This is a genomic window from Pseudomonas yamanorum (genome assembly GCF_013386765.1).
Taxonomy (GTDB): Bacteria; Pseudomonadota; Gammaproteobacteria; order Pseudomonadales; family Pseudomonadaceae; genus Aquipseudomonas; species Aquipseudomonas yamanorum_A.
In genome coordinates, this window is sequence record NZ_JACARE010000003.1 from 18,782 (window position 1) to 32,135 (window position 13,354).

The 13,354-nt window shown below is 61.8% G+C and carries 12 protein-coding genes; 2 read left to right on the forward strand and 10 right to left on the reverse strand.

The window, feature by feature from the left end; translation table 11 throughout:
- Positions 1 to 26: 26 nt before the first annotated feature.
- From HX875_RS00750 to HX875_RS00785, 8 genes are all read right to left on the reverse strand, one after another.
- Entirely contained in the window at positions 27 to 1,379 is a 1,353-nt protein-coding gene (locus HX875_RS00750; protein ID WP_177040907.1) for an LLM class flavin-dependent oxidoreductase, read from the reverse strand.
- Positions 1,379 to 2,572 (reverse strand): SfnB family sulfur acquisition oxidoreductase, encoded by a 1,194-nt coding sequence (locus HX875_RS00755; protein WP_177040909.1) that lies wholly within the window; start codon positions 2,570 to 2,572, stop codon positions 1,379 to 1,381. Before HX875_RS00755 ends, HX875_RS00750 begins: the two co-directional genes overlap by 1 nt.
- A 25-nt stretch (positions 2,573 to 2,597) precedes the next feature.
- Positions 2,598 to 3,839, reverse strand: a complete 1,242-nt coding sequence (locus HX875_RS00760; RefSeq protein WP_177040911.1) for an SfnB family sulfur acquisition oxidoreductase — start codon at positions 3,837 to 3,839, stop codon at positions 2,598 to 2,600.
- A 184-nt stretch (positions 3,840 to 4,023) separates the two neighbouring features.
- Entirely contained in the window at positions 4,024 to 4,809 is a 786-nt protein-coding gene (locus HX875_RS00765; RefSeq protein ID WP_177040913.1) for a hypothetical protein, read from the reverse strand.
- A 337-nt stretch (positions 4,810 to 5,146) separates the two neighbouring features.
- Complete coding sequence (tcyN, locus tag HX875_RS00770) at positions 5,147 to 5,893, reverse strand: L-cystine ABC transporter ATP-binding protein TcyN (protein WP_177040914.1); 747 nt, start codon at positions 5,891 to 5,893, stop codon at positions 5,147 to 5,149.
- A 3-nt stretch (positions 5,894 to 5,896) separates the two neighbouring features.
- Positions 5,897 to 6,562 carry a cystine ABC transporter permease gene (gene tcyL, locus HX875_RS00775; protein WP_010168909.1) on the reverse strand — a complete coding sequence of 222 codons (666 nt, stop codon included), beginning with the start codon at positions 6,560 to 6,562 and terminating at the stop codon, positions 5,897 to 5,899.
- Complete coding sequence (tcyJ, locus tag HX875_RS00780; RefSeq protein ID WP_177040916.1) at positions 6,562 to 7,356, reverse strand: cystine ABC transporter substrate-binding protein; 795 nt, start codon at positions 7,354 to 7,356, stop codon at positions 6,562 to 6,564. Before tcyJ ends, tcyL begins: the two co-directional genes overlap by 1 nt.
- A 343-nt stretch (positions 7,357 to 7,699) precedes the next feature.
- The gene (locus tag HX875_RS00785; protein ID WP_177040918.1) at positions 7,700 to 8,692 is read right to left on the reverse strand and encodes a D-cysteine desulfhydrase; all 993 of its coding nucleotides are present in this window, start codon (positions 8,690 to 8,692) and stop codon (positions 7,700 to 7,702) included.
- 166 nt (positions 8,693 to 8,858) lie between these two features.
- Between HX875_RS00785 and epsC the strand changes: the two genes are divergently transcribed.
- A complete protein-coding gene (gene epsC, locus HX875_RS00790; protein ID WP_010168915.1) occupies positions 8,859 to 9,785 on the forward strand; it encodes a serine O-acetyltransferase EpsC in 927 nt (308 codons plus the stop codon).
- Between the two features lie 426 nt (positions 9,786 to 10,211).
- The gene (gene betT / locus HX875_RS00795; RefSeq protein ID WP_177041509.1) at positions 10,212 to 12,173 is read left to right on the forward strand and encodes a choline transporter BetT; all 1,962 of its coding nucleotides are present in this window, start codon (positions 10,212 to 10,214) and stop codon (positions 12,171 to 12,173) included.
- Positions 12,174 to 12,176: 3 nt separating this feature from the next.
- Here betT and HX875_RS00800 read toward each other — a convergent pair whose 3' ends face one another.
- A complete protein-coding gene (locus tag HX875_RS00800) occupies positions 12,177 to 12,425 on the reverse strand; it encodes a hypothetical protein (RefSeq protein ID WP_177040920.1) in 249 nt (82 codons plus the stop codon).
- Between the two features lie 162 nt (positions 12,426 to 12,587).
- Positions 12,588 to 13,319: an SDR family oxidoreductase gene (locus tag HX875_RS00805; protein WP_177040922.1), complete on the reverse strand. Its 732-nt coding sequence runs from the start codon at positions 13,317 to 13,319 to the stop codon at positions 12,588 to 12,590.
- Positions 13,320 to 13,354 lie beyond the last annotated feature (35 nt).

Sequence of the window (13,354 nt, forward strand, 5' to 3'; positions counted from 1 at the left end):
GGCAAGCCAGCTCCTACAGTTCGGGATCAGTGGCGGTAGCTGGAACCGGTGTGTTGTTCGGGCAGGTGCGCGGAGCTGTGGAAGACTTTTTCCCGCAGCGTCCCGGTCTCATACGCGGTCTTGTACGAACCCCGGCGCTGCAGTTCCGGCACCACCAGGTCGATGAAGTCGACGTAGCTTTCCGGGGTCACGATGCGCGTCAGGTTGAAGCCATCCAGGCCGGTCTCGCTGATCCATGATTCCAGCTCGTCGGCCACCTGTGCCGGCGAACCCACCAGGGTGATATAGCGGCCGCCGAGGGCGTGTTGCTCCAGCAACTTGCGCCGGGTCCAGTCGTTGTTTTGCAGGTTTTTGGTTGCCGACTGAATGGCGTTGCTCTTCACGTACTGGATCGGTTCGTCGATTTCGTACTGTGAAAAATCAATCGCCGTAGACGCCGAAAAATGCGCCACGCCGGCTTCCGCGCTGGCGTAGCTCAGGTACTCGACGTGCTTGGCCCACGCGGCTTCTTCGGTGGCGCCGACAATCACGTTCAGCCCCATGAACACCTTGATGTCCTGCGGGTTGCGCCCGGCTTCCACGGCGCTGGCGCGCACCTTGTCCACCTGGATTTTGGTCGCGGCCTTGTTCTGCCCGCTGATGAACACGCACTCGGCATGGCGCCCGGCGAACAGCAAACCACGGTCCGAACTGCCCGCCTGGAACAGCACCGGCGTGCGCTGCGGCGACGGCTCGCACAGGTGATAACCCTCCACCTGATAGAACTCGCCCTTGTGCTCGACCTTGTGCACCTTCTCCGGCTGGGCATACACCCGCGCCTGCGGGTCGTTGATCACGGCGTCGTTTTCCCAGCTGCCTTCCCAGAGTTTGTAGAGCACTTCCAGGTATTCGTCGGCCTGGTCGTAGCGCCGGTCATGTTCGACCTGCTCGGTGAGGCCCATGGCCTTGGCGGCGCTGTCGAGGTAGCCGGTGACGATGTTCCAGCCCACCCGGCCACGGCTCAGGTGATCGAGCGTGGACATGCGTCGGGCGAACAGATAGGGCGCTTCGTAGGTGAGGTTGGCGGTGAGGCCGAAGCCGAGGTTTTTGGTGACGGCGGCCATGGCCGAGACCAGCAGCAACGGATCGTTGACCGGCAGCTGGATCGCCTCTTTGAGCGGCACGTCCACCGAGTTCTGGTAGACGTCGTACACCCCGACGATGTCGGCGATGAACAGCCCGTCGAACAGCCCGCGCTCCAGCAGCTGCGCCAGCTCGGTCCAGTATTCGATGGTTTTGTATTGGGTCGAGGTGTCCCGTGGATGGGTCCACAGGCCATGGTTGATATGCCCGATGCAGTTCATGTTGAACGCATTGAGCAGGATCTTTTTCTTTGCCATCAGATAGTCCCCCGCAGTGGCGGGTTCGCCTCGTTGAGGTAGTAATTGCCCACCGCGTGATACTTCCAGCGCACCGGGTCGTGCAGGGTGTGCACCCGGGCGTTGCGCCAGTGGCGGTCCAGGCCGTGTTCGGCGAGGGTCGCCTGGCTGCCGGCGAGTTCGAACAGGGTGCTGCCGGCGGCCAGTGAAATCTCAGTGCTCAAGGCGCGTACTTCGGCGACCGCGATGGACGCGGCCGCGACGGTGTCGGCATTGCTGTCGGCCTGGGCGCGGTCGAGGAACTCACCTGCGCGCTCCAGCAATGCCTCGGCGGCGTGCAGGCGGATGCTCAGGTGGCCGAAGCTTTTCAGGGTCAGCGGATCTTCGGTGGCTTTGTCGCTGGTGGCGTCGATCCATGGCCGGGTCTTGGTGCGCACAAAATGCAGGGCATCTTCATAAGCCGCGCGGGCAATCCCGGTGTCGATGGCGGCGTGAAGGATCTGCGCCAGCGGGCCGACGGTGGTCGGGCGCTCGAAGGCGCTCTGGAACGGGATCACGTCCTGGGCCGCGACCCACACGTTATCGAACACCACCGAACCGCTGCCGGTGGTGCGCTGGCCGAAGCCGCTCCAGTCGTCGATCACGCTCAGGCCCTGGCTGTCTCGGGCGACAAAAGCCAGTTGCTGCACGCCGTTTTCATCCACCACAGAAGTGGGAATACGTTGGGCGTAGATCGCACCGGTGGAATAGAACTTGCGGCCGGTGATGCGCAAGCCGTCACCCTCGCGGGTAATCGAGGTAGTGCGGTCATGGGCGGTCTTGGTGCCCAGCTCTGCCAGGGCATTGCCGAAGCGCTGGCCGGCGAGCACTTCGGCGTACAGGCGTTTTTGCTGCGCCGGGCTGCCGTTCACACGGAGCACTTCGAGGGCATAAAAATGGTTTTGCGGGATCTGCCCCAGGGACGCATCCGCCTGGGCAATCAGTGCCGTGACCTTGGCCAGGGTGACGTTGGAAACTCCGGCACCGCCGAACTCCCTGGGTACGCTGATGCCCCACAGGCCGGAGCGGGAAAACACGTCCAGTTCAGGCAAGGGCAGGCGTCGTTCGCGGTCGCGCAGGGCGCTGTCGCGGCGGAAGTCTTCAGCCAGGTCGCTGGCGACAATAAGGGCTTGTTCATCGCTGGTGATAACCGCGACGTGGTGAGAAAGGGTCATGCGTATTCTCCAGAGGTCTGGTCGGTTAAATCCAGGAATGTCGGGCCGGCAATGTGCCGTTCAGGCGATAGGCGCCCACCGCGTGGTACTTCCAGCGCACCGGGTCGTGCAGGGTGTGCACCCGGGCGTTGCGCCAGTGGCGGTCGAGGTTGAATTCGGCGAGGGTGGCGCGGCTGCCGGCCAGTTCGAAAAGCTTTTCGCTGGCGAGCAATGAAATCTCGGTGGTCAGCACCTTGGCTTCGGCCACGGCAATCGAGGCGCGTGCCGCGGACTCTGCGGTGATCGGCACCGCGCTCACTTGGTCCAGCACCTGCCCGGCTTTGCGTAGCAGGGCTTCGGCCGCGTGCAGTTCGATTTTCAGCTTGCCGATATCGGCGATCACATACAGGTCATCGCTGGCCCGTTCGACCTTGGCGTCGATCCATGGCCGCGAGCGCTCACGCACAAAACTGATGGTGTCGTCGATTGCGCCACGGGCGATGCCGGCGTCGATGGCCGCCTGGATCAATTGCGAAACCGCGCCCTGGATGCCCGGCGATTCGCCGAGGCGCCAGGTGTCCACTACCAGTTCGGCGTCCACCGCCACCTGATCCAGCAGCACGGTGCCGCTGGCCGTGGTGCGTTGGCCAAAGCCCGACCAGTCATCAACGATGCGCAGCCCTTCGGCGCCACGCCGTACGAACGCCATGACGACTTTGCCGTCATCGTTCAGCGCCTTGACCGCCACCCAATGGGCGAACAGCGCACCGGTGGAGTAGAACTTCTGGCCGCTGATGACGTAGCCGTCACCTTCGGCGGTGATGCGTGCCTTGAGGTCCAGGGTGTTTTTGGTGCCGCGTTCCGGGCCGCCGTTGCCGATGCGCCAACCGTCCAGCACGCTCTGGAACAGCTGCTTTTTCTGGCGCTCGCTGGCCGCACCTTGCAGCACGTGCAGGATGCCGAAATGGTTCTGCGGGATTTGACCCAGCGCCGGGTCGGCCGCGCTGATGATCGCGAACACTTCGGCCAGGGTCACGAAGGACACCTGCGGGCCGCCGTACTCACGGGGAATCGAAATGCTGCCCAAGCCGCTGCGGGTGAAATGCTCGATTTCAGCCCAAGGCAGTTTGCGTTGCTGATCGCGCCTGGCCGCTTGCAGGCGCGCGGCCTGGGCAAGTGTATGGGCGGCGCTGAGGGCCTCGGCGTCGTTGCGCAGCACCCTGGCGGGCAACAACAGCGGGGCGACGTCCAGATCACTCTGGTGGGGTGTTTGGGCCAAGTTAGACATCAGCGCCGCTCCTTGGCTGCACGCAATGCCCTGGCGTTACGCACCGGGGTAATTTTGACCATACCTACCTCACATCCGTTGAAAAGATAAAAAAATCAGGAATGTCCGGTGGTCCGGTGCATATACCCTAAGCGTGTTAAATTTTTAAATAAACTAACTTTTAGGAATATGCATAGAAGGTCTGTCACCCGGCTTCACAAGGCGAGCCGGGGCGACGTGGCTGATAGACCAGCGGGGCCCTGGCGGGGCTGGTCGGGGCTTGGGGAAGGAGCGCGGCGATGCGCAGGGTGCGGGCGGGCGCCCAGCGTGAATTGTTGCCGAAGCGATCGAGAATGCAGTAGGTCACTTCGAGACGATGGTCGTCCCCGGCCTCGACAATCACCGCCGACGGCACCCACACCTGCAGCGCCTTGCCCACATCGCCGGCCTGGATTTTCGGCAGGTCCAGGCGTACGTCGCCCCAGCGCAGGGTGATCTCGTCATCCGCCTCCATGTTCAGGTACGGCTCGATGGTCAGGGGCACGCCGCGGCGGATCTGGCTGCTGTTGACGCCGTGGCGGCGGATGGTCTCGGGCAGGCCGACGGCGGCCAGGTTCTGGTTTTCGTCGTTACTCAACGCAGAAGGATGGCCGCCGGGGTAATCGGTCTTGACCTGCACCCGGGTGACGGCCGACCGCGCCGGGCCGTGGCCGATTTGCATGACCCGGTAGTGAATCCGCGCCGGGCCATTTTGCACAAAGCTTTCCGGCACCCGCAGGCGGGTGGGCATGCCGATTTTGCCGGCGGTGATGCGCCGGGAGGCGGCAAAGCAGTTGTTCCAGAACAACTCGATCAGGTCGCCCTCGTCCATGCCGCAGTAAGGCGCGATATCGACCTGCAGGTGGGTCGCGGCAAGAGCGTTGATGCCTTCACGATTGGCCTGGGGCAAGGTCGGGGCGGTGAGCAGCGCGTGGGTGGAAATACGCTTCATAAATAATCTCCTTGATGCAGCCAGCAGCAATCGTTCCGGACATTTGGCGCGGGCAGGCGGCGTAGTCCGAAAGGAACGATTTAATGAAAAACCAGAATGGATCCAATTATCTTGGCGTTAGATAAGAGGCTTGGTTAGTTGGCGTCAAGAGGCTGGGCGGGGCAAATAGGGCGCTATGGAATATTCAGAAGGGTCTTACTGGAGAGGCGCTTGAACTGGCGGTTTCGAGGTGACTTTTACCCAATGAATAAAGGGCTTTTCCCAAAAAACGCTAAAGAGGTGAGTTGCCTTTCGGCAACTCTATAAAGCGAAGTTTCTTACACCAGGTCGGCGCAAGTTAGTTGTTGATGAACTTGCTGAGAAACTGCCGGGTACGTTCTTCTTTCGGGTTGGCAAACAGTGCCTTGGCTTCGCCTTGTTCAACGATGACGCCCTTGTCGAAGAAGATCACCCGGTTGGCTACATCCCGGGCGAAACTCATTTCGTGGGTCACGATGACCATGGTGCGGTTTTCTTCAGCGAGGCTACGAATGGTCGCCAGCACTTCACCCACCAACTCCGGGTCCAGGGCCGAGGTGGGTTCATCGAACAGGATCACCTCCGGCTCCATCGCCAGTGCCCGGGCAATCGCGACCCGTTGCTGCTGCCCACCGGACAGGCGCCGTGGGTAGGCGTCTTCCTTGCCCGCCAGGCCAACCCTGGCCAACAGCTTGCGGCCGAGGGCATCCGCGGCGGCCCGGGGCATCTTCTTGACCACGATCGGGCCTTCGATGACGTTCTCCAGGGCGGTGCGGTGGGGGAACAGGTTGAAGTTCTGGAACACAAAACCCACGTGCTGGCGCAGGCGCCGCACCAGGCTTTGCTGTTGGTTGAGCGGGCGGCTGCTGTCGATCTCGATGTCACCGACCTTGATCCGGCCACTGGTGGGTTCTTCGAGGAAATTCAGGCAGCGCAGGAAGGTGGTCTTGCCGGAACCGCTGGGGCCGATGATGGCGACGACTTCGCCTTCCTTGACCTCAAGGTCGATCCCGTTAAGCACCACCTGACCCTTGAATTGTTTGGTCAGTTTTTCAACCACGATCATGCTTCAAGACTCCAGGTCATGCCGGTTGACTCGTGCTTCCAGGCGGTTTTGCACGTGCGCCAGAACGCTGGCAAGAATCCAGTAGATCAAGGCGGCGGACAGATACATGGTGAAAATTTCGAAGGTACGGGCCGACACCAATTGCGCCTGGCGGAACAGCTCCGGCACCTGGATGGTGGCTGCCAGCGCGGTGTCCTTGACCAGGGAAATAAAGCTGTTGCCCAACGGCGGCAAGGCCGTGCGCATGGCCTGCGGCAGGATGGCCCGGCGCAGGGTCTGCGCACGGGTCATGCCGATACTGGCCGCAGCTTCCCACTGGCCGCGCTCGATGGAACCGATGGCGGCACGCAGGATTTCACAGGCATAGGCGGCCATGTTCAGCGAGAAGCCGATCATGGCGGCCGGGATCGGATCCAGCTCGATGCCCACTTGCGGCAAGCCGTAGTAGATCAAAAACAGCTGTACCAGCAAGGGCGTGCCGCGAAAGAACGACACATAGACCCGGGCGATCCAGCTCAACAACTTGAAGCGCGAGAGGCGCATCAAGGCCAGGCCGAAGCCCAGCAGCAAGCCGAAAAACATCCCGCCCAGGCTAAGGATTACCGTGAAATACGCGCCCTTGAGCAGAAAGGGCGCGGAGTCCAGCGCGAGTTGGAAACCTGCTTCCATTATTGAGTGACGTCAGCGTTGAAGTACTTCTCGGACAGCTTCTTCAAGGTGCCGTCGGCGCGCAGTTCGTCGAGGGCCTTGTTCACGGCGGCCAGCAGTTCAGGCTCGCCTTTGCGCAGGGCAATGCCGGCTTCCTGGCGGGAGAACGCAGCGCCTGCAGCGGCGGTGTCCTTGGCTTTTTTGGCGTATTCCAGTGCGGCCAGGCGGTCGATCAGGATGGCGTCGACACGGCCGATGCGCAGGTCCTGGAACTTGGTTGGGTCATCGTTGTAGGTTTTGACGATGGCTTTGGGTTGGTTGTCCTTGAGCCATTGTTCGTAGTTGGTGCCCAGGCCCACACCGATTTTCTTGCCGGCCAGGTCGTCGGCGGTCTTGATGGTGTCGACGTTTTTCGCCAGGGTCAGCGCCTGGATCCCGGAGACGGTGTACGGCTTGGAGAAATCATATTTCTCTTTGCGCGCATCGGAGATGGTCACCTGGTTGACAACTGCGTCCAGGCGCTTGGATTCCAGGGCCGCGAGGATGCCATCCCACGGCGTGGCTTGCAGCTTGACCTTGACGCCCAGCTTCTTGGCCAGCGCTTCAGACAACTCGACCTCGAAACCGCTGAGCTTGCCGCTTTCATCGACGAAGCTGAACGGCGGGTAGGTGCCTTCCAGGCCAATCTTGATTTCGCCGGCTTTCTTGATGTTGTCCAGCTGCTCGCCGGCAACCGCCTGGCCGAGCCACCCGGCGCCAAGCGCCAACCCCAACGTACCAACCAGTAACGTGCGACGGAATACGGAAATAGTCATGAAGAGCCCCTGTGTTTTTTATGTTGAGCGATGCAGGTGACGCGGTAGTCGTATCCTGCCTTAAAAGCGCGGTGTGTGGGAGCGGGCTTGCTCGCGAATGCATCAACTCGGTGTTTAAGATTCACCGAGTCGCGGGGATCGCCAGTAACTTCGCCTACGGCGTGACTATAAACAGCGCTTTTAAGACTTGAAAATAATATAAATTAACTTTGTTATTTCTATTTGGAATATAAGGCGATTCAATGCAGGAGCTGGCTTGCCGGCGATGGGGCCTCTTGCCTTGCCGCAACCTCAAGCCCGAATCGCCGGCAAGCCGGCTCCTACAGGAATTGCATTCAGTCAGTCAGAACGCCGAGTTGTAAGCAAACAACGCTGGTGCCCCACCGGTATGCAGGAAGATGATCGGCCCCTCTTCAAAGCGCTGGCGACCAATGCCATCCAGCAAGCCGGCCATGGCCTTGCCAGTGTAGACCGGGTCCAGCAGCAGGCCTTCCTGGCTGGCCATCAGCTTGATTGCCGCCAGGGTGCCGGCATTCGGTTCGCCATAACGCGGGCCGAAGTACTCGTCCCACAAAATCACCTTGAAGGCATCCGGTATGTTTATGCCCAACAGTTCAGCGGTGCGCTCGGCCAGGCCTTGTACTTTGGGACGCTGGGCTTCATCAGTGCGGGACACGGTGACGCCGATCACCGGCAGGTCCGGCAGCACTTCGCTCAGCGCCAATGCCAGGCCGCTGTGTGTGCCCGCGCTGCCCGAGGCCAGGACCACGGCGGCGAACTGGATACCGCTGTCTTCAATCTGCCCGGCCAGCTCCAGGCCGGCGCGTACATAACCCAGGGCGCCCAGTGCGTTGGAGCCGCCGATGGGTACCAGGTACGGCTTCTTGCCGTTGCTGCGCAGGCGGTCGGCGAGGGCGTTGAGTTGGGCGTCGACGTCGTCCAGGTTCTCCACCAGCTCGACTTTGGCGTCGAACAGGTCCAGCAACAGACGGTTGCCGTTGCCCAGGTAGTTGGGGTCTTCGGTGCCCGTGGGGTTTTCCAGCAGGGCGACGCAGCCCAGGCCCAGCTTGGCGGCCAGTGCGGCGGTCTGGCGCACATGGTTGGACTGGATCGCGCCGGCGGTGACCAGGGTATCGGCGCCCTGGGCGAGGGCATCGGCGGCGAGGTATTCGAGTTTGCGCAGCTTGTTGCCGCCCATCGCCAGCGGTGTGGTGTCATCGCGTTTGACGTACACGTCACGCCCCAGCCAGGCCGACAGCCGTTCGAGTTTTTCCAGGGCGGTGGCGCCGCCCAGCAGTTCCAGACGGTTAAAGCGGTCGAGCTGTTGTTTGATCATGGCTACGCACGGGTGGTCAGAGATGCACCGACTATAGGCAGGCACTTTTCAGTGGGCAACCGGCAATCGCTTATGCACACCGGTTATTAGCATTGCACTATTGGTTCTTAAGGACGCTCAGGTTCCTTGCCGTAAAGTGATGGGCATTTCGTCAGGAGTGAAGACCGTGAGTGAGCGTTCCAGTCATTGGCAATTACAGACCATCGTCAGCCAGCTGCGCAGCGCCCGGGACCAGTGGCGCACCCGCAATGGTCGGGTCAGCGGCGAGCAGGGCGGGCGCGAGCTGCCGTCACGGGAAGCCGTGGCGCAGATTCTGGAGGCATTGTGCGGTGCGCTGTTCCCCATGCGTTTGGGGCCGGTGGACCTGCGTGAAGAAAGTGAAGATTTCTACGTCGGCCACACTCTGGATGTGGCGCTCAATGCATTGCTCGCCCAGGCGCGGCTCGAGCTGCGTTACGCCGCGCGGCAAGGCGGCCAGGATGACAGTGAGGTGGACGCCCATGCCATCCACCTGATCCAGGATTTCGCCCTGGCCTTGCCCGCCTTGCGCAGCCTGCTGGACACCGACGTGCTCGCCGCCTACCACGGCGACCCGGCGGCCCGCAGCGTGGATGAAGTGCTGTTGTGCTACCCGGGCATCCTGGCGGTGATTCACCATCGGCTGGCTCACCACCTGTACCGTGCGGGCTTGCCGTTGCTGGCGCGCATCAGTGCGGAAATCGCGCATTCGGCGACCGGGATTGATATTCACCCGGGCGCGCAGATCGGCCCGAGCTTCTTTATCGACCACGGGACGGGTGTGGTGATTGGCGAGACCGCGATCATCGGCGAGCGAGTGCGCATTTATCAGGCCGTGACCTTGGGCGCCAAGCGCTTCCCGGCGGATGAGGATGGGCAGTTGCAGAAGGGCCATCCGCGGCATCCGATTGTTGAGGATGACGTGGTGATCTACGCCGGGGCGACGATTCTGGGGCGGATCACGATCGGCAAGGGTTCGACCATTGGCGGCAACGTGTGGCTGACGCGCAGCGTGCCGGCGGGGGCGAACCTGACCCAGGCGAACCTGCAGCACGACGACGGCACGCAGAAGTAAAACACTGCTCTCTCTAACGATCACACAGATCAAATGTGGGAGCTGGCTTGCCTGCGATAGCGGTGTATCAGCGACAGATGTATGGCTGACCCATCGCCATCGCAGGCAAGCCAGCTCCCACAGGAGACCGTATTCCAGTTCTGGCCGCTTTTTCGCTCAGCAATCACTGAACGTTTCCCCATCCCCACGCGTCATACCAATCCTTGAGCTAGTGTAGGAAACACCTACCACTCGGCCCTGCGATTAGTCCTCAAACCCCTATCCATGTTTAACTTGACTGTTCGTTCAAGTTAAATCGGTGGTTCGCTGCCCGCTCACAACAGGAGGCTTACCTTTGCTGAGTCCGTTTTTCACAGCCACATCCCACACCCTTGAGGTGCACCCTACATGAGTGCATCGTCCCTACCTTCCAGCGGTCTGGTCCGCATGAACCCGCCGGTGTTTTACTTCGCCGCGAGCTTCATCCTGCTGTTCGGCCTGACCGTCATCGCGATTCCCGAACAAGCCGGCGCCTGGCTGCTGGCCGCACAAAACTGGGCGGCCAATACGGTCGGCTGGTACTACATGCTGGCGATGACCCTGTATCTGGTCTTCGTGGTGGTCACCGCGTTATCGGGCTACGGCAAGATCAAACTCGGTGCCGACCACGACGAGCCCGAATTCAGTTACCTGTCCTGGGCCGGCATGTTGTTCGCCGCCGGCATCAGCATCACGCTGTTTTTCTTCTGCGTGTCCGAACCGCTGACTCACCTGGTGCAACCGCCCCAGGGCGAAGCCTTGAACGGTGACGCCGCGCGCCAGGCCATGCAGATCCTGTTTCTGCACTGGGGCCTGCATGGCTGGGGCGTGTTCGCCTTTGTCGGCATGGCCCTGGCGTACTTCGCCTACCGGCATAACCTGCCGCTGGCGTTGCGCTCGGCGCTGTACCCGCTGATCGGCAAGCGCATCAACGGCCCCATCGGCTACGCGGTGGATGGCTTCGGCATCATCGCCACGGTGTTCGGCCTCGGCGCCGACATGGGCTTTGGCGTGTTGCACCTCAACTCCGGGCTGGACTACCTGTTCGGCGTGGCCCACACCCAGTGGATCCAGGTCGGCCTCATCACCTTGATGATGGGCGCGGCGATCCTGGTGGCCGTCTCCGGCGTCGACAAGGGCGTGCGCGTGATGTCCGACATCAACATGCTGCTGGCCTGTGCGCTGCTGCTGTTCGTGTTGTTCGCCGGGCCCACCCAGCACTTGCTCAACACCCTGATCCAGAACATCGGCGACTACCTCGGCGCCTTGCCCACCAAGAGTTTCGACCTCTACGCCTACGACAAACCCAGCGACTGGCTGGGCGGTTGGACGGTGTTCTATTGGGCCTGGTGGATCGCATGGTCGCCGTTCGTGGGCCTGTTTATCGCGCGAATTTCCCGCGGCCGTACCATCCGTGAATTCGTGTTCGGCGTGCTGTTGATCCCGTTGGGTTTCACCCTGGCGTGGATGTCGATCTTCGGCAACAGCGCCATCGACCAGGTGCTCAACCACGGCATGGCCGCCCTCGGTCAGTCGGCGATTGATAACCCGTCGATGAGCCTCTACCTGCTGTTGGAAACCTACCCATGGAGCAAGACGGTCATCGCGGTCACGGTGTTTATCAGCTTCGTGTTCTTCGTCACCTCCGCCGACTCCGGCACCGTGGTGCTCTCGACCCTGTCGGCCAAAGGCGGCAATGCCGATGAAGACGGGCCGAAGTGGCTGCGAGTGTTCTGGGGCGCGATGACCGCGTTGGTGACCAGCGCGCTGCTGTTCGCCGGCAGCATCGACTCCCTCAAGTCGGCCGTGGTGCTGACCTCGCTGCCGTTCTCGATGATTTTGCTGCTGATGATGTGGGGGCTGCACAAGGCGTTCTACCTTGAGTCGCAGAAGCAGATTGCGCAGCTGCACTCCCTGGCACCGGTGTCGGGGTCGCGCAAAGGTACGGGCGGTTGGCGCCAGCGTTTGAGCCAGGCGGTGCATTTCCCGTCACGGGATGAGGTGTACCGTTTCCTCGAGACCACGGTGCGTCCGGCCATTGAAGAAGTGACGGCGGTGTTTGTCGAAAAAGGCCTGAACGTGGTTACCCAGCCCGACCCGTCCAACGACAGCGTCAGCCTGGAAATCGGCCACGGCGAGGAGCATCCGTTCGTGTATCAGGTGCAGATGCGCGGCTATTTCACGCCGTCATTCGCACGGGGCGGGATGGGTTCCAAGCAGCTCAACAACCGTCGTTACTACCGCGCGGAAGTGCACCTGAGCGAGGGCAGTCAGGACTACGACCTGGTGGGCTACACCAAGGAGCAGATCATCAACGACATCCTTGACCAGTACGAACGGCACCTGCAGTTCCTGCACCTGGTTCGCTGAGGCTCAGGCCCTGATATACAGGGCCAGTGCCACCAACGGCGCACCGAACACCCCACTGCCGATCACCAGCTCCGAGACCAGGGGCTGGCCGGCAGTGACCACGCCTACCGCGCCGTTCACCACCGACACCACCAGCCAGATCCCGACAAAGCTGTAGGCCAGAATGTGCCGGCTGACGCCCAGCTTCTGGCCGACAAACAGCATCAACGCGAGCAGGATCAGGCCGCAGGTGATGACGAGAGCGGTGTGCATGGCTGAAGTCTCCTGATATGAACACCAACCCTGTGGCGAGGGAGCTTGCTCCCGCTGGGCTGCGAAGCGGCCCCAAAATCCTGGGAGCGCTACGCACTCCAGCGGGAGCAAGCTCCCTCGCCACAATATTAGTGCGTCGTAGAGTGAGTGGTTGTGTGGTTTTCAGACCAAACCCCCATTGGCCCGCAGGATTTGCCCATTCACCCAACCACCGGCCGGGCTCACCAGGAACGACACCACACGCGCGATATCTTCCGGTTGGCCAAGACGCTCCAGTGGCGCCATCTTCGCCAGGCCCTGGATCTGCTCTTCGCTTTTGCCATGCAGGAACAGCTCGGTAGCCACCGGGCCCGGGGCGACAGCGTTGACGGTGATGCGCCGGCCGCGCATTTCTTTGGCGAACACCTGGGTCAGGGATTCCACCGCCGCCTTGCTGGCGATGTACACCGCGTAACCCGGGAAGTTGAGGCCGACGGTACTGCTGGAAAAATTGACGATGCGCCCGCCGTCGTTCAGGCGGGTGGCCGCTTCACGCAGGGCGTTGAAGGTGCCACGGGTGTGGATGTCGAAGTTCTGGTTGTAGAGTTCATCGCTGTGCTGGGCCAGCGGAAGCACCTTGAGAATCCCGGCGTTGTTGATCAGCACATCAACCTTGCCCAACTGGGTCTCGGTCTCGTCGAACAGGCGCTTGACGTCGGCGGCGCTGGCCACGTCGCCCTGGATCGCTATGGCTTGGTGGCCGGCCTGGCGCAACTCCACTACCAGTTTCGACGCTTCGGTGGCGCTGTTGGCGTAGTTGATGGCGACGGCGTAACCGTCGGCGGCCAGTTGTCTGGCAACCACGGCGCCGATGCCGCGGGAAGCGCCGGTGATGATTGCAACTTGAGTGGTCATGGTGAGCGTTCCTTGGAGTGGGTGTGCAAGCAGGT